Origin of the sequence: Erysipelatoclostridium sp. MSK.7.34, assembly GCF_019041935.1 — a bacterium.
Taxonomy (GTDB): Bacteria; Bacillota_I; Bacilli_A; order Erysipelotrichales; family Coprobacillaceae; genus Thomasclavelia; species Thomasclavelia ramosa.
In genome coordinates, this window is record NZ_JAHPYJ010000022.1 from 1 (window position 1) to 20,016 (window position 20,016).

General features: G+C 31.3%; 24 protein-coding genes and 1 pseudogene. 20 read left to right on the forward strand and 5 right to left on the reverse strand.

Translation table 11 applies throughout. The annotated features are described in order from the left end of the window. Positions 1 to 49: 49 nt before the first annotated feature. A pseudogene (locus KTF99_RS17670) lies at positions 50 to 175 on the reverse strand (hypothetical protein); the annotation flags it as partial. 384 nt (positions 176 to 559) lie between these two features. Between KTF99_RS17670 and tig the strand changes: the two are divergent. The 3 genes from tig to KTF99_RS13030 all read left to right on the forward strand — a co-directional run bounded on the left by tig (position 560) and on the right by KTF99_RS13030 (position 2,794). Further along, positions 560 to 1,513 (forward strand): trigger factor, encoded by a 954-nt coding sequence (tig, locus tag KTF99_RS13020; protein WP_029481344.1) that lies wholly within the window; start codon positions 560 to 562, stop codon positions 1,511 to 1,513. 140 nt (positions 1,514 to 1,653) lie between these two features. After that, on the forward strand, positions 1,654 to 1,836 hold the full coding sequence (locus tag KTF99_RS13025; protein ID WP_009009349.1) for a hypothetical protein: 183 nt from the start codon (positions 1,654 to 1,656) through the stop codon (positions 1,834 to 1,836). Positions 1,837 to 2,050: 214 nt separating this feature from the next. Continuing rightward, on the forward strand, positions 2,051 to 2,794 hold the full coding sequence (locus KTF99_RS13030) for an SDR family oxidoreductase (protein ID WP_009300801.1): 744 nt from the start codon (positions 2,051 to 2,053) through the stop codon (positions 2,792 to 2,794). Positions 2,795 to 2,818: 24 nt separating this feature from the next. Here the strand turns inward: KTF99_RS13030 and KTF99_RS17265 are convergent, their stop codons facing one another. Beyond that, entirely contained in the window at positions 2,819 to 3,418 is a 600-nt protein-coding gene (locus tag KTF99_RS17265) for a PucR family transcriptional regulator (protein ID WP_254210170.1), read from the reverse strand. A gap of 134 nt (positions 3,419 to 3,552) precedes the next feature. Further along, complete coding sequence (locus KTF99_RS17270; protein ID WP_254210172.1) at positions 3,553 to 3,846, reverse strand: sugar diacid recognition domain-containing protein; 294 nt, start codon at positions 3,844 to 3,846, stop codon at positions 3,553 to 3,555. Between the two features lie 127 nt (positions 3,847 to 3,973). On the opposite strand from KTF99_RS17270, the gene KTF99_RS13040 reads away from it, so the two are divergent. The 15 genes from KTF99_RS13040 (at position 3,974) to rpsO (ending at position 15,660) form a co-directional block, all read left to right on the forward strand. After that, positions 3,974 to 5,110, forward strand: coding sequence for a glycerate kinase family protein (locus KTF99_RS13040; protein WP_003537882.1), 1,137 nt, complete (start codon positions 3,974 to 3,976; stop codon positions 5,108 to 5,110). Between the two features lie 542 nt (positions 5,111 to 5,652). Further along, complete coding sequence (locus tag KTF99_RS17440) at positions 5,653 to 5,775, forward strand: hypothetical protein (RefSeq protein ID WP_008792977.1); 123 nt, start codon at positions 5,653 to 5,655, stop codon at positions 5,773 to 5,775. 59 nt (positions 5,776 to 5,834) lie between these two features. Then, positions 5,835 to 6,002: a hypothetical protein gene (locus KTF99_RS13045; RefSeq protein WP_167309578.1), complete on the forward strand. Its 168-nt coding sequence runs from the start codon at positions 5,835 to 5,837 to the stop codon at positions 6,000 to 6,002. A 93-nt stretch (positions 6,003 to 6,095) separates the two neighbouring features. Then, positions 6,096 to 6,866 (forward strand): Cof-type HAD-IIB family hydrolase, encoded by a 771-nt coding sequence (locus KTF99_RS13050; RefSeq protein WP_008792978.1) that lies wholly within the window; start codon positions 6,096 to 6,098, stop codon positions 6,864 to 6,866. Positions 6,867 to 6,944: 78 nt separating this feature from the next. Next, positions 6,945 to 7,418, forward strand: coding sequence for a DUF1648 domain-containing protein (locus tag KTF99_RS13055; RefSeq protein WP_029481338.1), 474 nt, complete (start codon positions 6,945 to 6,947; stop codon positions 7,416 to 7,418). A 308-nt stretch (positions 7,419 to 7,726) separates the two neighbouring features. After that, on the forward strand, positions 7,727 to 8,896 hold the full coding sequence (locus KTF99_RS13060; RefSeq protein WP_020994518.1) for an aldo/keto reductase: 1,170 nt from the start codon (positions 7,727 to 7,729) through the stop codon (positions 8,894 to 8,896). 22 nt (positions 8,897 to 8,918) lie between these two features. Beyond that, complete coding sequence (locus tag KTF99_RS13065) at positions 8,919 to 9,674, forward strand: alpha/beta hydrolase (protein ID WP_008792981.1); 756 nt, start codon at positions 8,919 to 8,921, stop codon at positions 9,672 to 9,674. A 172-nt stretch (positions 9,675 to 9,846) separates the two neighbouring features. Continuing rightward, entirely contained in the window at positions 9,847 to 11,127 is a 1,281-nt protein-coding gene (locus KTF99_RS13070) for a sensor domain-containing diguanylate cyclase (protein ID WP_227166737.1), read from the forward strand. A 136-nt stretch (positions 11,128 to 11,263) separates the two neighbouring features. Further along, on the forward strand, positions 11,264 to 12,118 hold the full coding sequence (locus KTF99_RS13075) for a Cof-type HAD-IIB family hydrolase (RefSeq protein WP_008792983.1): 855 nt from the start codon (positions 11,264 to 11,266) through the stop codon (positions 12,116 to 12,118). Between the two features lie 45 nt (positions 12,119 to 12,163). Next, entirely contained in the window at positions 12,164 to 12,610 is a 447-nt protein-coding gene (locus tag KTF99_RS13080) for a GNAT family N-acetyltransferase (protein ID WP_009009355.1), read from the forward strand. Beyond that, complete coding sequence (locus KTF99_RS17275; RefSeq protein ID WP_254210174.1) at positions 12,610 to 12,849, forward strand: EFR1 family ferrodoxin; 240 nt, start codon at positions 12,610 to 12,612, stop codon at positions 12,847 to 12,849. The genes KTF99_RS13080 and KTF99_RS17275 overlap by 1 nt, the downstream gene beginning before the upstream one ends. Then, positions 12,849 to 13,370, forward strand: coding sequence for an EFR1 family ferrodoxin (locus KTF99_RS13085; RefSeq protein WP_009300797.1), 522 nt, complete (start codon positions 12,849 to 12,851; stop codon positions 13,368 to 13,370). Before KTF99_RS17275 ends, KTF99_RS13085 begins: the two co-directional genes overlap by 1 nt. Next, positions 13,367 to 14,119: a peroxide stress protein YaaA gene (yaaA, locus tag KTF99_RS13090; protein ID WP_003537895.1), complete on the forward strand. Its 753-nt coding sequence runs from the start codon at positions 13,367 to 13,369 to the stop codon at positions 14,117 to 14,119. Before KTF99_RS13085 ends, yaaA begins: the two co-directional genes overlap by 4 nt. Further along, positions 14,079 to 15,263 (forward strand): N-acetylglucosamine-6-phosphate deacetylase, encoded by a 1,185-nt coding sequence (gene nagA / locus KTF99_RS13095; RefSeq protein WP_009009356.1) that lies wholly within the window; start codon positions 14,079 to 14,081, stop codon positions 15,261 to 15,263. The genes yaaA and nagA overlap by 41 nt, the downstream gene beginning before the upstream one ends. A 130-nt stretch (positions 15,264 to 15,393) precedes the next feature. Beyond that, positions 15,394 to 15,660 carry a 30S ribosomal protein S15 gene (gene rpsO, locus KTF99_RS13100; protein ID WP_008792986.1) on the forward strand — a complete coding sequence of 89 codons (267 nt, stop codon included), beginning with the start codon at positions 15,394 to 15,396 and terminating at the stop codon, positions 15,658 to 15,660. A gap of 96 nt (positions 15,661 to 15,756) precedes the next feature. Here rpsO and KTF99_RS13105 read toward each other — a convergent pair whose 3' ends face one another. Further along, positions 15,757 to 17,082, reverse strand: a complete 1,326-nt coding sequence (locus KTF99_RS13105) for an O-antigen ligase family protein (RefSeq protein WP_008792987.1) — start codon at positions 17,080 to 17,082, stop codon at positions 15,757 to 15,759. Between the two features lie 147 nt (positions 17,083 to 17,229). Between KTF99_RS13105 and KTF99_RS13110 the strand changes: the two genes are divergently transcribed. Beyond that, entirely contained in the window at positions 17,230 to 18,147 is a 918-nt protein-coding gene (locus tag KTF99_RS13110; protein ID WP_003537899.1) for a nucleotidyltransferase family protein, read from the forward strand. A 98-nt stretch (positions 18,148 to 18,245) separates the two neighbouring features. Beyond that, positions 18,246 to 19,586: a magnesium transporter gene (mgtE, locus tag KTF99_RS13115; protein WP_009009358.1), complete on the forward strand. Its 1,341-nt coding sequence runs from the start codon at positions 18,246 to 18,248 to the stop codon at positions 19,584 to 19,586. A gap of 29 nt (positions 19,587 to 19,615) precedes the next feature. Here mgtE and KTF99_RS13120 read toward each other — a convergent pair whose 3' ends face one another. Continuing rightward, positions 19,616 to 19,951 carry a hypothetical protein gene (locus tag KTF99_RS13120; RefSeq protein WP_008792989.1) on the reverse strand — a complete coding sequence of 112 codons (336 nt, stop codon included), beginning with the start codon at positions 19,949 to 19,951 and terminating at the stop codon, positions 19,616 to 19,618. Positions 19,952 to 20,016: the final 65 nt, after the last annotated feature.

A 20,016-nucleotide genomic window follows, 5' to 3' on the forward strand; every position in this document is an offset into this window, starting at 1 on the left:
TAGAACTATAACTCTTATCAAAAGAATTTGGTTCATTAAATGTTTTCCTTCAGTAAGGACATATCATTCTTCTTAATTCGTAATTAATATATGTATCAGTAGCATTTATGATTTGATAAACATATTTTCTTTTTTTATATTCTTTTACTTTAGAAGTTAGTTTAAGACATTGAGGACATCTGCAAGGTTATCCATTAAGATGTACATATAACAATATTTGTGGTTGAGTTTCTTACTGTCTCAATGTTTTCTACCTCTTCTTGTTTTAAATCTAATAAATTAATGATAAAATTTTTCATAAGGGCTTCTCTGGTTATACTTATATCTAGACAAAATAATTATAACAAGGAACCCTTTTAATGTTGAAAAAACCTACTTATGTTAAAGCAAGAAAATGAAAAACCCTACAAAATTTTGTTATACCTTTAAAATGCTAGATCAACACTGTTTATATAGAAAAATAAATTTTATTTTAATAATATAAAATAAAATCTAATTAATACTTAAGTTACTTTGATATTTATGTTAGAATCTTAATATTGCGAATAGGAGGAAATATATGAGTAAAGTAATTAAGTTAGGCAATTATAAAGGAATCGAGGCAGAAGTAACAAAACAACCTGTTGCTGATACAGAGGTAGATAATGAGATTCAACGTTTAGTTGCTCAAAGTACAAGTCTAATCGAAAAAGATGGTGATGTTACTAATGGCGATGTAACAACTATTGATTTTGAAGGTTTTAAAGATGAAGTTGCTTTTGATGGTGGAAAAGCTGAAGGTTTTCAACTAGAAATCGGGTCTGGTCAATTTATTCCTGGATTTGAAGAACAAATGATTGGGATGAAAAAAGGTGAAACAAGAGAATTAAATTTAACTTTTCCAGAAAATTATGGAGCTGCAGATCTTGCTGGAGCAGATGTTGTTTTTAAGGTAACTGTTCATAAAATTGAAGAGAAAAAAGAAGCTGAGTTAAATGATGCGTTTGTAGCATCACTAAATGCACCTGGAATCGAAACGATTGATCAATTACGCGATAATATAAAAGCATCTTTAGAAGCCCAACATGAACAGGCATTTATGGCTGCTAAAGAAAATGCAGCATTAGGAAAATTAATTGATGACTGTGAAGTAGAAGTAGAGGAAAGTGATATTGAAAAAGCGCTGCAACAACAACTTCAACATATCAGTATGGAACTTGCTAGTCAAGGAATGCAATTAGAACAATATTTACAAATGATGGGAATGAATCAAGAGACATTATTACAACAATTAGCACCTTCAGCTAAACAACAAGCAACTTTTGAAGCCATTATTGATGAAATTGTGGCGATTGAAAATTTAGAGACTAGTGATGAAGAAGCAAATCAACAAGTAGAAGCAATTGCCGCACATAATCAAGTGTCTAAAGAAGATGTTTTAAATCAAATTGATATTGAAAGTTTGAAACGTGATTTAAATAGAGTTAAAGCAAGTCGATTAATTATGGATAACACTGTTTTTATTGAAGTATAATAGAAAGAATTATTGATATCTTTATTAAGATATCATAATTCTTTTTTTATAATAAGTATGAAGATTGTACAGTTACTTAATCCAAGATGAAAAATAATTGCTATAATTAGAAAAAGTTGATAATTTAAATCGAGGGTTATATGAAAAAAATTTTAATTAGTATTATTTTATGTGGATGTAAAACAGCTGTGAGTCGAGAAATTAAAACAGAAACACGATATAATCAAATTGAAATCAATGCAGCTATGGATGAAATTGAAATGGAATTTGCAAATTGCACCTTATTGGAATTATCTTTTGATGAAACAAATGAGCAAAATTAAAATTTTGATGGTGGGAAAATTATTGTTTATGGTAAAATCAAGGTTGACGAGACAATTGGTATCGAAAATTTAGAGATTAACAGTATTTGTGATAAATTTTTTTTAATTTTGGAAGTTAACATGCATGGTGAGTGGAAAATAGCAAGCTATGGATGTTGAATTCTAGGAACTAGAAGTATTTAGGAAAGTAAAAACGATAATAAAGGAGGAATTGATGATGCAACGTGGTATTTTAATTACGGGTGGCGCTCATGGGATTGGAAAACAAATTTGTTTGGATTTTTTAAGGCAAGGGGATAAAGTATGTTTCATAGATATTAATGAAGAGGCATCAAAACGCTTTGAAAGTGAATATCATGATTTATACTATTATTACGGTGATGTAGCAAATCCAGATACATTGAAAAATTATGTTGATTTTGCTAAAAAAAGGTTAGGACGAATTGATGTATTAGTTAATAATGCCTGTAAAGGGATGAGGGGAATATTATCGGATATTGATTATAATACTTTTGATTATGTACTTTCAATAGGTTTAAAAGCCCCTTATGAATTAAGTCGATTGTGTAAAGAAGAATTAATTAAAAATAAAGGAAAGATTATTAATATTGCTTCTTCACGAGCGTTTCAGTCAGAGCCCGATAGTGAGGCATATGCCAGTGCAAAAGGTGGAATCGTAGCTTTAACACATGCATTAGCGATATCACTGGGTCCTAACGTATTAGTTAATTGTATTGCTCCCGGATGGATCAATGTTGATGAAATAGAAAATTTTGGTGAACTTGATAAGGCTTCTCTACCGGCTGGGAAAGTAGGAACACCAAAGGATATTTCTAAAATGGTTTTATTTTTATGTGGGCAAGATTTTATTACCGGAGAAACGATTACGATTGATGGCGGAATGAACAAACGGATGATTTATCATGGTGACTGGAATTGGCAATATCATGAAGAATAAAAAATAGTAATATACTAATTTTTGTTATTTTAATTTTAAAGCTAAATATAAAATATTAGCATCACGAAATTTTCGTGGATTATAACCACATAATTTATGGATACGATCTAATTTATACTGTAATGTATTTTTATGGATAAAAAGACGATTAGCAGTATTTAATAAGGACATATCCTCTTCAAAATATATGTGTAATAAATTTAAATCTTCTAATGATAACATTGCAATTGTTTTATTTAGATAGTCTTTTTTGTCATAAATGGATATTGATTGAAGAATAATTTCAAGTGTTAACACATCATAGTTAATATATTGATGGTCTTGAATATTTCTTAGAGCAATTAAGGCAGAATGATAAGATTCACTAAGTTTTATTAAAGGAATTTGTTTACCAACAGCTATTGAAACCTGATTACCGGCAAGTTTTTTGAGCTTATATTCACATCTATTAAAGTAATCAGCATCTATTATTGCTAGAAAACGATTGGGGTACTGATAGTGATATACCGGAATGGCTAAGCTATGAAGTTCTTGGATAATAGACTGCTCATTTACGAGCCGTTTTGCTAAAATAATCAAAAGACGATAATTGTTTTTTAAATCTAACTGAAAATATTTTAACATATCTGAAAAATATTGGGAGTCAAGGTTTTCTTGGTCTAGTAATGATTGTAACAGATAATGCATTTTTTCAGCCTGGCTACGATTAAATTCATTCAGCTCTTTTTCTCGAATTAATAGATTTGTGATTTTTTGTGCTAAATAGGCATATTTTTTTTACCACTGATTCCAATAACAGCAATAATTTGATCGTGGTAATAGACTGGTAAATTAACTCCCTGAAGACTACCATTAAAACTAGTATCATCATACACTTCGATAATTCTTTTCTCCTTGATGGCTAAAAGACCAGCTTCATGGAAGGAACCAATTCTTTTTATATCTGTACTGGCATAGATAATTCCTTGACAATCAATAAAATTAATATCGTGGTCACAAATATCTTTAACTGTTTCAACGATTTGAGTAGCTAATTGGTTATTAATATACATATAATCCTCCTTTGGTATAAGTACTAAATAAATATGCATTTTATTTAAATAACATGTTAATTATAACATATTATTTATAAAAATAATTTGTTATATTATAACTAAGAAAAACAAGGGGGATAAAATAATGAAAATAGTTATTGCGATCGATTCGTTAAAAGGAAGTTTATCTTCAATTGAAGCTGGAGAAGCAATCAAAGCAGGAATAGAGCATGTATATGATGATGCAAAAGTAATAGTAAGCCCACTAGCTGATGGTGGAGAAGGAACGGTTGAGGCATTAACCGAGGGTATGGATGGAAATATGCGTTCTCTTGAAGTTACGGGGCCATTAGGCACTAGAGTAGTTTGTCAATATGGAATTATTACAGAAACGAAGACGGCAGTTATTGAAATGGCGAGTGCTGCAGGAATTACTTTGGTAGCTCCAGATCAGAGAAATCCCTTACTGACAACAACTTACGGTGTTGGTGAAATTATTGCTGATGCAATTACAATGGGATGTCGGCATTTTATTATAGGGATTGGCGGTAGTGCCACAAATGATGGAGGAATAGGAATGTTACAGGCACTAGGTTACCGTTTTTTAGATAAATATGGAAATCAAGTAACATATGGAGCACAAGGACTGGAACAATTAGTTGAAATCGATGACAGTGGGGTTGTTTCTTCGTTGAACGAGTGTACTTTTAAAATTGCTTGTGATGTTAATAATCCGCTATGTGGTAAACTAGGGAGTAGTGCTGTTTATGGACCGCAAAAAGGGGCGACTGCTGAAATGATAAAAAAAATGGATAAGGGGCTTAATGATTATGCTAAATTAGCGAAATTAAAATATCCTAACGCTGATCCGGAACTACCCGGTACTGGAGCTGCCGGTGGTCTAGGCTTTGCATTTTTGACATTTTTAAATGCACAATTAGAATCAGGTATTAAAATTGTTTTAGAAGAAACACGATTAGAAGAATATATAAAGGATACTGATATTGTTATTACTGGTGAAGGGCGTCTTGATTTTCAAACAGCTATGGGTAAAGCTCCAATAGGGGTTGCTAAATTAGCGAAGAAGTATCATAAGCCAGTAATTGCTTTTGCTGGAAGTGTGACAGCGGATGCTAATGAATGTAATCACCAAGGTATCGATGCTTATTTTCCGATTGTTCGTGGTGTTACAACTTTAGAGGAAGCAATGGAGAGCAGTAATGCTAAAAATAATTTAATAGCTACTGTTGAACAGGTGTTTCGTTTGTGGAAGATAAAATAAGATGATATGATAAATGTATATAAAATTTGTTCAAAAAGGAGCGATGGGAATGGGGATCTGGATTAAACAGTAGCATGCAGGGCTTTACTGTTTATAGCCTTGCTCGATAAAAAATTCAGGAGGCAGAATATGATATATTTTAAATACAAGAAAAAAATGTTTATTGTCAGATGTTAGGGGAAGAGTAACCGCTATTGTTTTTGCATGGAAATACAGCATCAGCTGGAATGTTTGAATAAATTTTATCACTATATCAAGATGAGTATAAACTTATTTTAATTGATTTTTTAGGACATGGTAAATTACAGTGAATAGCGAGGTTTCCTACTGACTTATGGTGACAAGAAGCTGATCAGGTAATCGCTTTATTAGAATCCTTAAATATTAAAGATGTTACTTTAATCGAAACAAGTGGAGGTGTTTGGGGTGCAGTTAATGCTGCATTAAGACGCTCAGATTTAATCACTTGTGTAGTGGCAGATAGTTTTGATGGGCGAACTCTTCGTCGGGGATTTGCCAAAGCATTAATCGAGGAGTGAGTCATGGCAATAAACAATCTTGCAGCAAGACAATTTTATCAATGGTGTCAAAGTGATAATTGGGAGACTTTAGTGAATCAAGATACTGAGGCACTGTTAAGACGAATTGATTTAGGTTTACCGTAGAAGTACCTTTAAATACTTTAAAGGTACTATTGTTGTTAATTACTAGTGGGAAGGATGCGATGTTACACAGTGATATCATAGAAGAATATGAAAAAATTATATACGAGCATCCACCTGTTAAAATGATTATCTTTCCAACGGGTAAGCATCCTTCGTTATTATCAAATGCCGTGGCAGCATCCACTGCTATAAAAGAATTTTTGAGCAGTAGTAAACAAAGGAGTTAACTCCTTTGTTTTAGACTTCAGTTAATAAAAATAGTATTTATATTATAATTACAAATGATATACTCATATTAATTAGTAAAAGGAGAAACAGAAATGATAAAAGCGATATTTTTTGATATTGATGGAACACTAGTGAGTTTTAAAAATCATCAAATACCTGCCTCAACTATCGAGTCGTTAAAGAAGCTAAAAGAAAAGGGAATCAAAATTTTTGTTGCTACAGGACGGGGAAAGGATGGTTTAGATATTTTAGATGAGATTGAGTTTGATGGCTATATAACCTTAAATGGTCAGTATTGTTATGTTGATAATCAAATAATATATGAAAATACAATTAAACGAGATGATTTACAGAAACTTTTGAATTATTTAGAAGACCATCCTTTTCCATGTGGGTTCACGGAAGAACATAATAAATATTTTAATCTTCGTGATGCTCGAGTTGATGAAATTCATCGCATTACTTTGAATGATGATCATCCAGCTGGTGATTGTAGTGATGTAGTTAATAAAAAAATTTATCAATGTATGTGCTTTATTGATGAGCAGGAAGAACAAAAATTAATGCAGATTATGCCTAATTGTATTTCTGCGCGATGGCATCCACTTTTTTGTGATGTTTCTCCCAAAGGAGGAACAAAACAAAATGGAATTGATAAGTTTTTAGATTTTTACCATATTGATCGTAATGAAACAATGGCTTTTGGTGATGGTGGGAATGACATTGAGATGTTACAACATGTGGCATTATCAGTGGCAATGGAAAATGGTAATGATAAAGTTAAAGAAATTGCTGATTATGTGACTGCTGATGTAGACGAAGATGGAATTTTAAAAGCACTGCAGTATTTCAGTATTCTTTAAAATAAGATGATGACTTATCATTAATGATGAAAGTGATATTTCAAGGGAGTATAATATTGTTTGTAAGAGGTGATTAAAATGGATGAAATTAAAGTGCCTTCAACTAGATATCATAAAATAGTAAATCTTCTTTGTATAATAATATTGACAGGAACACTAGTCTTTTTGGTAACTAATTGGACGATGATCTCGGATCAAATTCCAGGACATTATGATAGTGCTGGAGTAATCAATCGATGGACAAGTAAGTCAGGGCTATGGATAGTTTATTTTGTTGGAATCATAATGTTTGCGGGATTATCAGTAATAGAACATTTTCCTAAAACGTGGAATACTGGTGTAGCTATTACTAAGGAAAATCAAAAACATGTTTATCAATTAATAAAAGGAATGATAGTAACCCTGAAATTATGTATCACCACAATATTTATGTTTTTAACACTGTATACGACTTTGCTGATTAATTTGCCAAAATGGTTTACACCGCTTTTTCTAATTATTACATTTGGTTCAATGATAGTTTATGGTATAATGATTTACAGAGCTCGATGAAATTACCTAATAATTAAGGGTGTATTAATCTCTTATTAAAAATACGAAAATGATAAGTCATGAATAAACATTCATGACTTTTTCTATATGTAAATGATATTTGTTTTTAATAATAAATTGAACTATCGCTTTTAATAGTGTTCTTCTGTAAAAAATTATTTCCGTGTCTAATACATTTTTTTCGTACAAAAATAATATATTGATAGCATTCCTTTATATTTTATGTCTTTTCTGTAGACGATAGTTTACAGAAATATATCCTTTTATCATAAATAATGGTTGACCTAAAGTTCACTTTAGGTAGTACAATGTATTTTGAGGTGGTAAAAGTGAAATATCGGGAATTAGGAAGAACAGGTTTAAAAGTTAGTGAAATAGGTTTAGGCTGTGAAGGATTTATGAAAATGGATACTGATCAAGTTAAGAAATTTGTTGCTCAGGCTTCAAAAATGGGAATAAATTTTATAGATTTTTTTTCATCAAACCCACATGGGCGGAGTGCTTTTGGTAAAGCGATAGCTGGTAACCGTGAAAAGTGGATTATTGAAGGGCATATATGTACTTTTTGGAAAAATGAACAGTATTTGAGAACTCGTAAAATGGATGAAGTAAAAGCTGGGTTTGAAGATTTGCTGGCAAGACTGCAGACTGACTATATTGATATTGGAATGATCCATTACATTGATGCTAAAAAAGATTTCGAAGAAGTTTTTAATGGTGAAGTAATTGAGTATGTAAAGGATTTAAAAAAACGTGGAATTATTAAACATATTGGAATTAGTTCTCATAATCCACTTATTGCAATTGAAGCTGTTAAGACAGGATTAGTTGATGTAATACTGTTTTCAATTAATCCTTGTTATGATATGTTGCCTCCATCTGAAAATGTTGATGATTTGTGGGATGATGAAAGGTATGCGGAACCGCTTTTTAATATTGATCCAGTCCGTCAAGAATTGTATGAATTGTGCCAAACTAAAGGAGTTGCATTAACTGTGATGAAAGCATTTGGAGGGGGAGATTTATTAGATGAAAAGTTATCGCCGTTTAAGGTTAAAATGACACCGTTACAGTGTATTCATTATTGTTTAACGCGACCGGGAGTAGCTTCGATCATGGCAGGAAGTCATAGTATTAAAGAGATGATGGAGGCATTAGCTTATGAAGATGCAAGTATGGTAGAAAAAGATTTTGCTAATGTTTTAGCTAATATACCAAAACATTCATTTGAAGGAAATTGTGTATATTGCGGACATTGTGCTCCATGTGTCAAATGCATTAATATAGCTGATGTAAATAAATTTGCAGATTTATGTGTTGCTCAAGGGGAAGTACCAGAAACAGTTAGAGAACATTATGAAGTTTTAGCTCATCATGCAAGTGAATGTATTGAATGTGGGGTATGTATAAAAAATTGCCCATTCAATGTTAAGATTATTGAAAAAATGAAAGCAGCAGTAGCAATTTTTGGTTATTAAAGCTATTGCGTGAGGAAACATTATGGTTGAAAAGTTTGATATAGTAATCACACCACTTGGATTAGAGCGAACAATCCATGTATATTTACCAGAAGATTATTATGATAGTGATGAACAATATCCAGTGATGTATATGTTTGATGGACATAATTTATTTTATGACCATGATGCTACTTATGGAAAATCGTGGGGACTAAAGGAATTTCTTGATACCTATGATAAAAAGTTGATTATTGTAGGAATTGAATGTAATCATGAAGGACAAAAACGCTTAAGTGAATATTGTCCCTATCAAATAGAAAGTAAATATTTTGGTCATCTCAATGGACAAGGAAAGATATTGATGGATTGGGTTGTTAACGAATTAAAGATTCTCGTCGATCAAAAGTATCGCACTTATCCGTTTCGTGAATGCACAGGCATTGCTGGAAGTTCAATGGGGGGATTAATGGCGTTTTATACTGTTATTTATTACAATAAGTATTTTTCAAAAGCAGCTTGTATATCGCCATCGATTTCAATGTGTATGGAAGAATTGAAAAATGAATATACTCAAGCTAAAATCATGGAAGATACGCGGGTATACTTTAGTTTTGGAACTGATGAGGTCAAAGGGAAAAATGGGATTCAATGGATGTTGAATAATATCTTATATTTTAATGATAGACTGATTGAAAGTAATGCATCTAGTTATATAAATGTTGTGGAAAAAGGTCAGCATAATGAAGCATCCTGGCAGTTAGAAAATCAAATATATCTAGATTATTTATGGAAATAAAATATTTTTTTAGTGATTGCGATTGCAGATAAAATATATTAAATTAAGGTTATAGCTAAGCATGGTTGAAACCATGCTTTTATTTTTGATTTTACCTAATATGGCTTGTGTGATACAATTATTAAAGATACCAACAAACCAAACAGAAATAATCATTTATAGGGATAAAAAAATGAAACGAAAAAAGAGAAAATTTGCGATAAATGTAATGTCGTTAGCTGTAATACCGATACTGATTTTAGGAATGTTTGTAATCTTTATAACCTCAAGTTTAATTTATACTGCCTTAAAGGGCGAAGTTGCTAATAATCTTGAAGATTTGGCTAGAGTATCATATCAAGACTTTGACATGCAATATCCAGGTGATTATTACTTAAATAATAACCATTTATATAAGGGAACAGAAGATATTCAAAATGATTTTAATTTGGTGGATTTAATTAAAAATAATACCGGGGTCGATGCAACTTTGTTTTATCAAGATAAACGCATACTAACAACAATTCGTCAAGAAGATGGCAAAAGAGTTGTTGATACGATTGCACCAGATGAAGTTATCGAAACAGTTTTAAATAATGATAAAGAATTTTTTTCAGATTCTGTTGTAATTAATGATAGTAGTTATTTTGGTTTTTACATGCCCGTAAAAAATACTGATCAGCACGTCGTTGGAATGCTTTTTATGGGGCGTCCACGTGCTGATGTTATGAATCATATTATGCATAATATTTATCTTGTTTCTCTTTCAATCGTTACAATTATGATAATTGCAATTATTGTATCTTATTATTATAGTAAAAAAACGATTTTTGCTTTAAATACAACAAAACATTTTTTAGGAGCAGTAGCAAATGGAGATTTGACGACTGAAATAGATCCATACGTATTACAGCGTCATGATGAAATTGGTGATATGGGGCGTTTTGCGGTTATGATGAAAGAGTCTCTTAGTGATTTAGTTGGAAAAGATCCGTTAACGGGATTACATAATCGCCATAGTTGTGATGTGGTTTTAGCGAGTTTAATTCAGCGTGTAAAACAAAAGAACACTTCTTTTGCAGTGGCAATGGGAGATGTTGATTTTTTTAAATATGTTAATGATACATATGGTCATCAAGCAGGTGATGAAACTTTACGTCAACTTGCTAAAGTTATTTCGACCCATATGGAACACCTGGGATTTGTATTTAGATGGGGTGGTGAAGAATTTGTCTTGATCTATGAAGATATGGATCGGTATCAGGCTTTTAAGCATTTAGAAATCTTACAAGAACAGATTTATCAAGAGAGTATTTATTGGAAAGATGACAAAGTTAAGATTACAATGACATTTGGCTTAGCGGATTCTAATGAATACAATGATCTTGATGAATTGATCAATTTAATTGATGATAATCTTTATCGAGGGAAAAAAGAAGGTCGTAACCGAATTGTTTTTAATACTTTAAAATAGAAATTAAAACATGACCGTTAAGATAATTTTAACGGTTTTTTAGATAAAGATTTCTAATTGAGAAAATATCTTTAATGTTTCAAAAGATTAGATACAATAGAACTATAAACTTTATTAAAGGTATGAGGTATGAAAAATGATAAAATTAATTGTATCAGATATGGATGGAACACTATTGGCGCATGATTCATCAATTTCAAAGGGAAATATTGAAGCAATTAGGTATGCTCAAAGTAAAGGAGTGCAATTTGCAATTGCTACCGGGCGTGATTATTCAAGCCTTAAGGGGATATTAGAGGCACATGATTTAAAATGTTTTAGCATTTTAGGAAATGGAGCACAATTTTGTAATGAAAATGGAGAAATTTTATCAAGTGCATATTTTCCTAAAAAATGTTTTAAACAAGTTTTACAAATATTTGATGAACTAAAGATTCATTATATGATTTTTACTGCGAATGGTTTTTATTCAACAGCTGAGCCAAATGTTGTTCGTGATGCTTTTATTGATCGCTGTGTTGTTCAGTTCAAGCGCAAACGAGAGGACTACTTAGATGATGGCTGTAATCAAGATATGGCGTGTATGAAGTTAAAAAAAATAGGTGACTTAGATGATTTTATTAATTCTTCAATTGATATTATTAAGGTTGAAGCATTTAATAATGATGTATCATTAATTGAAAAAGCTAAAGAAAAACTTCAGGAAATTGAGGGGATAGCTTATTTATCATCATTTGATGATAATATTGAAGTTACCGATAAGGCAGCTCAAAAAGGATTGATTTTGGAAAATGTTATTGAAGAATTAGGTTATTCAAAAGATGAAGTAATGGTTTTAGGTGACGGTCTCAATGATATTACATTATTTGAGCGGTTTAAGTATTCTTTTGCGCCAGGTAATGCTAATGAGACAATTAAAGCAATGGCTTATCAGGTAGTTGGAGCATGTGAAGAAGACGGTGTTTCCCAAGCAATCTATATGATGTTATAATAAAGAGGATTGATAAGATCTTCTTTTTTTGATGGGAGGGATTTAATGATAGAAATTAAATTTTTAAAAAGTACGGATGAATATTGGGATACAATGATTGACTATGTTCAAAATTGTTCTTGGCGTGCTGGTAAATCTTTGGCTAATAAAATGAAGACAGGGTATTTTACTAAATGGCAGTGTGTAGTTGGGATTTGGTATGATAATAAAATTGTTGGTTTTTCGACTTTTGTTGAAAGTGATAGTATAGATAATAGTGGCTATCAGCCTTTTATTGGCTATATCTATGTGAATCCGAATTACCGTGGTCAACGTTTAAGTGAAGTGATGATTAAAGAAATTATTGTATGTGCAAGAAAAATGGGTTTTAAAAAAATATATATACATAGTAGTGAATTTGGTTTATATGAAAAATTTGGATTTAAAATAATTGATTGTGGAAAAACGTGCTCGGGAAGATATGAAAATATTTATGAAAGGAAGATTGCTTAATGATTTTGTATTTTAGCGGGACTGGAAATAGCCGATATATTGCAGAGGTAATTAATTCAGTGATTGAAGATAAATTAGTTTCTATCAATGAATGTTTAAAAAATAATTTAATTGTTTCATTAGAGCAGCAGTATATTATTGTTTGCCCTACATATGCGTGGCGTATTCCTCGGGTAGTGGAGCAATTTATTCGGACTAATCATTTTATTTTGTTTCGGGAACTAAAATTTATTTTATAATGACATGTGGTGGAGATATTGGAAATGCTGCTAAATATATTAACCGTTTATGTAATGAAAAAAATATGATTTTAATGGGAGTCGGAGAGATTGTTATGCCAGAAAATTTTATTACTATGTTTAAGGCACCAGAAAATCCAGAAGTGATTATTTCACATGGTGTAGAAACTGCACTTTTACTAGCAGCTGAAATCAAAGCAGGAAAATATTTTTTAGAAACTAAACCTACGTTTATAGGACGATTTAATAGTGGCATAGTCAATAGGCTTTTTTATCCAATGTTTGTTAGGGCTAAAGGATTTCATGTTGAAGATACTTGTATTGGTTGTGGTCAATGTATCCATGCTTGTCCATTAAAGAACATTAGTCTAGTTGATTCTAGACCTATTTGGGATAAACATTGTACACAGTGTATGGCATGTATCAGTATTTGTCCAAAAGCTGCAATTGAGTATAAAAATAAGACAAAGGGAAAAAGACGCTACTATCTTAAAGATAGTTATAATAAGGAAATTAAATGAAAATTGTAATTACTCCAGCTAAACGGATGAACGATAATATTGATTATATAGACGTAGAAAGTTTACCTGTTTTTTTGCCACAAACGGAGGAACTGCTAGGAATTCTTAAGACACTAAAAGTCGATGAAGTAAAAAAGATGTTAGGTTGCAATGATCAAATTGCTCAAATTGCATACTTGAATTATCAGATGATGGATCTAAAAAAGGACACAGTTCCAGCACTGCTAGCTTATGAAGGAATTCAATATACTAATACGGCAGCTCATGTTTTAACTGATGATGATTATGAATATACAAAACAACATTTACGCATCTTATCTGGATTTTATGGTATTTTAAGACCGTTCGATGGTGTTGTGCCATATCGTTTAGAATTAAATAATAAAGTAAAGACAGAAAAATTTAAAAGTTTATATGAGTTTTGGAACAGTCGAATTTATGATGAATTGACAAAAGATGATAATCAAATACTAGATCTTGGGGCAAAACAATATACTAAAATCATAAAAAAATATTTAACATCTAGCATAAAATATGTTAAATGCCACTTTAAAGAGGAGAGTGATGAAGGGTATAGGGAAATAGGTGTTTATGTAAAGATGGCAAGAGGACAAATGGTTCGTTATTTAATTGAAAATCGAATTGATTCATTTGAGGCAGTAAAACAATTTAATTATTTAGGTTATCAATATTGTGAAGCATTATCAGATGTGGAAACATATGTATTTATACGGAAAAAGGGGACATGATATGAAAACATTAATTAAAAATGGAATTGTGATTCTTGATGGAATTAAACGGCTTAATAACGGTGCGGTGATGATTGAAGGTGGAAAGATTACAGGTATTTATAAAGATTATGAAGGATTAGAAGCTGATAGTGTTATTGATGTTCAAAATAATTATATTATTCCTGGTCTTTTGGATACCCATACACATGGGGCGATGGGATATGATTTTAATAAGTATTCATCAAAGCAGGAGTTAGAAATAATCAGTGATAGCTTATTAGATGAGGGAGTTACTGGTTTTAACGCTAGTATTGTTTGTGAAAGCCATCACGACACATTGAATCTTTTACAAATGTATGAAGGAAATACCCCAGATAATTTAATTGGTGTTCATCTTGAAGGACCGTATTTAAATATTAAGAATAAAGGTGTAATGAAAGAAGAACATTTACGTTTAGTAAATTTTGATGAATTTAATCAGTATATTTCAACTTGCAGAAAAGTGAATGCAATGACAATTGCCCCCGAGCTGCCTAATGCTTTAGAATTAATCAATTATGCAAGTAACCATGGCTATGTGATGAATGTGGGGCATTCAAGTGCAAGTGCTAAAGAGGTAAAAAAGGCACAAGCATACGGTGCAAAAGGAATTACTCATCTTTATAACGCAATGTCACAGCATTTGCACCGTGACCCTGGAGTTGTAACTGGTGCAATTTTATCAGATTTAATGTGTGAGCTTATCGTGGATGGCTTTCATATTGATGAAGATGTTATTCGTGCGACATACAAAGCAATTGGAAAAGAGCGAATTATTTTGATTACTGATGCTAATCCCTGTAAGGGATTGCCAGATGGGCAATATCATTTTTCTGGTAAAGATATTGTAATTGTCGGGGGACATGCTACAGTCAAAGAAACTGGTAGAATTGCAGGAAGCACATTAGGGTTAAATGAAGCTTGTGCTAATATGATGCGTTATTGTGACTGTTCAATCGATGATGCCGTACTAATGGCGGCAGTTAATCCAGCTAAATTATATGGATTAAAGCAGGGGAAGATAGAAATTGGTTATCAGGGTGATATTGTTGTCATAGATAAAGAGTTTACAATCTTAGCAGTTATCAATCGGGGAATTATAAAAAGAAATAAGTTTATTTAAATATTTAGTGATTTAACTTGACTTTAAGAAGATATTTGATAGAATATTATTCGCGGCAACGTCTAGGATATACGAGTACTCGACGTATAGCTTGGAGTTAGCTAAGTTAAACAACAGGAGGATAATTAGAATGTTAACTAAAGCAGAAAAAACAGCTATTATGCAAAAATATGCTACTAAAGAAGGAGATACAGGATCTCCAGAAGTACAAATCGCAGTATTAACAGCAGATATCAACAAATTAAATGGACATTTCAAACAACATCCAAAAGATAATCATTCAAATAGAGGATTATTAAAAAAAGTTGGTAGAAGAAGAGATTTATTAAAATATTTAAAAAATAAAGATATTGAAAGATATTCTTCTTTATGTGAAAGTTTAGGTTTAAGAAAATAATTGGACGCTTTGGCGTCTTTTTTCTTTACAAAAAAGCTGAATTGAATTCAACTCAGCTTTTAAGAGAGGGTTCACCCTTATTTTGAATAAGCTTTTTTAATGATAATCATGTAGATAACCAAGAAATAACCAACAAAGAGTTGCTGATAAAGAATAAACATAAAAAACGCCATAGTCAAACATTCCGCCAATAAATTCACTAACAACAATTAATGTAAAAATCATTATCTTTAGATAATTGGAACTTTGCTGTTTTACTTTAAATAATTTTAGAATAGATTTAAATGAAGCAATAAAAAATATTATAAATAGACTCGCTCCAGCGATTCCAGTTGTTACAAGAGTTTCCAAAAAGACATTATGACTATGAACAACCTGGATTTGTTTGACAACATTACTGTTGGTCAGGTGCCTACCAATAGTTTGAAAATTACCGGCACCAATTCCTAAAATAGGGTTGGTTTGCCAAATTTCAATTGAAGTATTAAATAATTCAATACGTCCACTGCTGATCTGATTAATTTGATCTAAACTTGGCTGAAAATCTCCTTGAAAAAACAATTCAATTGATTCAATTACTTTATTAATTTGAAAACGGCTGCTTGTTTCGTGATGATTACCACTTAAATATGATAGACCGTTAGCGGTGATGATACTAGTAATGAAAATAATGATAGAAAGACCTAAAGAAAATAGATATTTCTTTAACTTTGAATAATAACAATCTTTAAAAAAATAAGTATATATTAAACCAGTCAAAATGACAGCCAAAATAACTAGAGCTGCTCGGCATTGAGTCAAAATAATATATAATAGTTGGACAATGATATTTAGTTTATATAATCGTGGATGTGTATATTCGTTTTTTAATGCATAAAGTGCTAATAAAATAGTAATTGCACTCAAAAAGGCTGCAGGATTACAATTAAAATATACACCAAATAATCGATTTCCTACTAATCCGATTGGCCATCCATTTTGAATTTTCGAGAATTTAAATAAATACATTATTAAAGAACAGATTCCAGCTAGACCGGTTAATAGGTTGGTCAGAGGAATAATACTTTTTAATTCATCGTAGATATTGTTTGATGAAAAACTTTTTTGATTCCCGTAGATTAAAAAAAAGATCATTAGCTGTAAAAGTGCAATTAAATATGATTTTAAATTACTATATGGATTGATCGCTGTTGCAAGGAACAAAATTAGGCCATAGGTAATAATTAAAATAAATTTAATATCATGGTAATTAATTTGTTTTTGATAAAAGTCCCATCCAATGATAAGTCCTCCCCATCCAATCATGATAAATAACAAAATATTAAGATTGAAACCTAGGTAACCTAGGGCAAGTGTATTGATAAAAGCATAAATAATAAATGCTAATTTAAAATATTTTCTTGATAATAGATAAGTCTGCATAATCCCCCTCCATGATATTCATTCTAACAAAATATTGATACTAATACTACTTTAATTTGTTTGCTGCGATTTGCTTATTACAATAACTATTAAAATAGTTAAAGATAGTGTATAATTAATGAAGAATATTTAGAAATGAGGGACTTTATGAAGAATATTACATTGGTTATTATGGCGGCCGGAATTGGTAGTCGTTTTGGAGGTGGCATTAAACAATTGGCACCAGTAGGACCAAATGGTGAAATAATCATGGATTATTCCATTTATGATGCTAAAAAGGCAGGTTTTAATAAAGTAGTTTTCGTTATTCGTAAGGATTTAGAAGCAGAATTTGATGCTGTGATTGGATCACGAATCAAACAAATTATTGATGTTGAATATGTTTTTCAAGAACTAGATAATATTCCTGACGAATACCAAGAAACATTTAAACAAAGAACAAAACCATGGGGAACAGGGCAGGCAATTTTATGTTGCAAGGATGTAATTAATGAACCATTTTTAGTTATTAATGCTGATGACTATTATGGTAAACAGGCATACGAAGAAGCTTATAAATACTTAAATGAAAATCATGATAATACGGCTAAACAACAGATTGCGATGGTTAGTTTTGTACTTAAAAATACTTTGAGTGATAATGGTGGTGTAACACGTGGGGTGTGCACGGTTGATCAAAACAATCATCTTTGTGATATTGTTGAGACACATAATATTGAAAAAGGTGATAATTGTGCATTTGTTAAAAAAGAAAATCAAATTATTGAACTTGATCTCGAGGTACCGGTATCAATGAATATGTGGGCTCTACAACCAGAAATATTTGATATTTTAGATTCTAAGTTCAAATTGTTTTTATCTCAATTAGAGAATGATAATTTTAAAGATGAGTATCTATTACCAACTATTATAGGTTCACTATTAAAAGAAAATCAGGTTGAAGTGACTGTGTTAAAATCGTTAGATAATTGGTTTGGAGTTACATATAAAGAAGATAAACAAACAGTTATTGAAAGTATTCAAAAATTAACAGCTGTCGGTGTTTATCCACAAAAATTATTTTAATAGAAACCGAAGGAAGATGTGGGTATCTTCCTTTTGTCTTTCATCAGCATATACTCTTTGGTATAATTAATAATGATATGAAAAACGGGGAAAGTCGAATGGAACAAATTAAATTAATTGAAAAATTATTAGAAATAAGGAAATATAAGGAAATTAAAGAAATCTTAAAAGAAATGAACGATGTGGATGTTGCCGAAATGCTCGAAGGTTTTTCTGATGAAAATATGATACGTATATTTAGATTATTGCCAAAAGATGATGCTGCAGATATTTTTGCATATATGTCAAGCGACAGAGAACATGCGTTAATAGATTCGTTAACCAATAAAGAGTTAGAGAATATTATTAATGATCTTTATTCAGATGACGTAATGGAACTTCTTGAAGAGTTACCCGCTAATGTTGTGAAGCGAATTATTGCTGCTTCCAATCCTGAGACTCGTCGTGATATAAATCATTTATTACGCTATCCTGAAGATTCTGCAGGTAGTAATATGAATATCGATTTTGTTGATTTACGTGCAGATATGACAGTTAAGGAAGCGATTGCACGAATTAGACGTATTGGAGTAGATAAAGAAACAATCAATACTTGTTATGTAATCGATAATTTTCGTCATCTTTTGGGAATTGTTACTTTGAGAAAGTTAGTTTTATCATCACAAAGTGCTTTGATTGAGGAGATTATGAACGATAATCTTATTACAGTTCATACGATGGAGGATCAAGAGGATGTAGCACATGATTTTCAAAAATATGACTTAACTTCAATGCCTGTGGTTGATAATGAAAATCGTTTAGTTGGAATCATTACAGTTGATGATATTGTTGATATCATGCAGGAAGAAACAACTGAAGATATCGAAAAAATGGCCGCAATGGTACCGTCAGACAAGCCTTATATTAAAAATGGCCCGTTTGAAACATTTAAAAAAAGAATACCGTGGCTTTTGTTATTAATGATTTCAGCTTCTATTACTGGAAAAATCATTCAAGGATTTGAGCATGCTTTAGCGGGCTCTGTGATTTTAACGGCTTTTATTCCAATGTTAATGGATACTGGTGGTAATTCAGGTTCGCAAGCTTCTGTCTCAATTATTCGGGCTTTGTCACTAGATGAAATCAAACATAGTGATATCGTCAAAATTGTTTTTAAAGAATTTAGAGTTGCAATTTTAGTTGGGGTTACTTTAGCAGCATGTAATTTTATTAAAATGATGATTATTGATCATGTTTCAATCATGATAGCTGCTGTAGTTTGTCTAACTTTGATAGTTACTGTAATCATTGCTAAAATCGTTGGCTGCACTTTACCAATTTTAGCTGATAAATTAGGCTTTGATCCCGCTGTGATGGCTAGCCCGTTTATCACTACGATCGTTGATGCTTTGTCATTGTTGATCTATTTTACGATTGCTACTAATTTATTAAATTTATAAAGTCTCTGGAAGATTCCAGAGACTAGTTTTTATTTACAAGAATCATTATTGCGTAGGTCTTGTAATGCTTCAATAGCACAACAGGCTTTTTCTTTTAATGCGTTTTCTAGTTCCTTTACAGTACCAATTGTCTGTGCTGCTGATTCATTGATTGCAATTAATTCATCGATACATTTAGCTAAACATACTGCTTTTTTAATTTTTTCACTTTCAGCACATAAAATTGCAGCTAAGGCACCTTCTTGCATTGCAACTGATTGTAAAACAGCCGCTAAGGCACAACGTTCATCAACGCAACAACCTTCAATACAGCAATTGTCCATGCAGCAGTCATCGATACAAAAATCTCGATTACATGAATTCATGGGTTTCATCTCCTTCCATACTATAAGATATGCAAGGGGAATAGATTGTTAGTGGCTTATGTCTT

Bases quoted from the DNA above. Each gene is read 5' to 3' on its own strand.
- KTF99_RS13045 (WP_167309578.1), top strand. From the start codon at position 5,835: ATGTTACACAGTGATATCATAGAAGAATATGAAAAAATTATATACGAG.
- KTF99_RS13065 (WP_008792981.1), top strand. From the start codon at position 8,919: ATGGTTGAAAAGTTTGATATAGTAATCACACCACTTGGATTAGAGCGA.
- KTF99_RS13055 (WP_029481338.1), top strand. From the start codon at position 6,945: ATGGATGAAATTAAAGTGCCTTCAACTAGATATCATAAAATAGTAAAT.
- KTF99_RS13060 (WP_020994518.1), top strand. From the start codon at position 7,727: ATGTATTTTGAGGTGGTAAAAGTGAAATATCGGGAATTAGGAAGAACA.
- KTF99_RS13120 (WP_008792989.1), bottom strand. From the start codon at position 19,951: ATGAATTCATGTAATCGAGATTTTTGTATCGATGACTGCTGCATGGAC.
- KTF99_RS13070 (WP_227166737.1), top strand. From the start codon at position 9,847: ATGAAACGAAAAAAGAGAAAATTTGCGATAAATGTAATGTCGTTAGCT.
- KTF99_RS13025 (WP_009009349.1), top strand. From the start codon at position 1,654: ATGAAAAAAATTTTAATTAGTATTATTTTATGTGGATGTAAAACAGCT.
- KTF99_RS13085 (WP_009300797.1), top strand. From the start codon at position 12,849: ATGACATGTGGTGGAGATATTGGAAATGCTGCTAAATATATTAACCGT.
- KTF99_RS13040 (WP_003537882.1), top strand. From the start codon at position 3,974: ATGAAAATAGTTATTGCGATCGATTCGTTAAAAGGAAGTTTATCTTCA.
- nagA (WP_009009356.1), top strand. From the start codon at position 14,079: ATGTGGAAACATATGTATTTATACGGAAAAAGGGGACATGATATGAAA.
- yaaA (WP_003537895.1), top strand. From the start codon at position 13,367: ATGAAAATTGTAATTACTCCAGCTAAACGGATGAACGATAATATTGAT.
- KTF99_RS17265 (WP_254210170.1), bottom strand. From the start codon at position 3,418: ATGTTAAAATATTTTCAGTTAGATTTAAAAAACAATTATCGTCTTTTG.
- KTF99_RS13050 (WP_008792978.1), top strand. From the start codon at position 6,096: ATGATAAAAGCGATATTTTTTGATATTGATGGAACACTAGTGAGTTTT.
- KTF99_RS17275 (WP_254210174.1), top strand. From the start codon at position 12,610: ATGATTTTGTATTTTAGCGGGACTGGAAATAGCCGATATATTGCAGAG.
- KTF99_RS13105 (WP_008792987.1), bottom strand. From the start codon at position 17,082: ATGCAGACTTATCTATTATCAAGAAAATATTTTAAATTAGCATTTATT.
- KTF99_RS13030 (WP_009300801.1), top strand. From the start codon at position 2,051: ATGATGCAACGTGGTATTTTAATTACGGGTGGCGCTCATGGGATTGGA.
- KTF99_RS13110 (WP_003537899.1), top strand. From the start codon at position 17,230: ATGAAGAATATTACATTGGTTATTATGGCGGCCGGAATTGGTAGTCGT.
- KTF99_RS17440 (WP_008792977.1), top strand. From the start codon at position 5,653: ATGGCAATAAACAATCTTGCAGCAAGACAATTTTATCAATGGTGTCAA.
- KTF99_RS13075 (WP_008792983.1), top strand. From the start codon at position 11,264: ATGATAAAATTAATTGTATCAGATATGGATGGAACACTATTGGCGCAT.
- KTF99_RS13080 (WP_009009355.1), top strand. From the start codon at position 12,164: ATGATAGAAATTAAATTTTTAAAAAGTACGGATGAATATTGGGATACA.
- tig (WP_029481344.1), top strand. From the start codon at position 560: ATGAGTAAAGTAATTAAGTTAGGCAATTATAAAGGAATCGAGGCAGAA.
- rpsO (WP_008792986.1), top strand. From the start codon at position 15,394: ATGTTAACTAAAGCAGAAAAAACAGCTATTATGCAAAAATATGCTACT.
- mgtE (WP_009009358.1), top strand. From the start codon at position 18,246: ATGGAACAAATTAAATTAATTGAAAAATTATTAGAAATAAGGAAATAT.
- KTF99_RS17270 (WP_254210172.1), bottom strand. From the start codon at position 3,846: ATGTATATTAATAACCAATTAGCTACTCAAATCGTTGAAACAGTTAAA.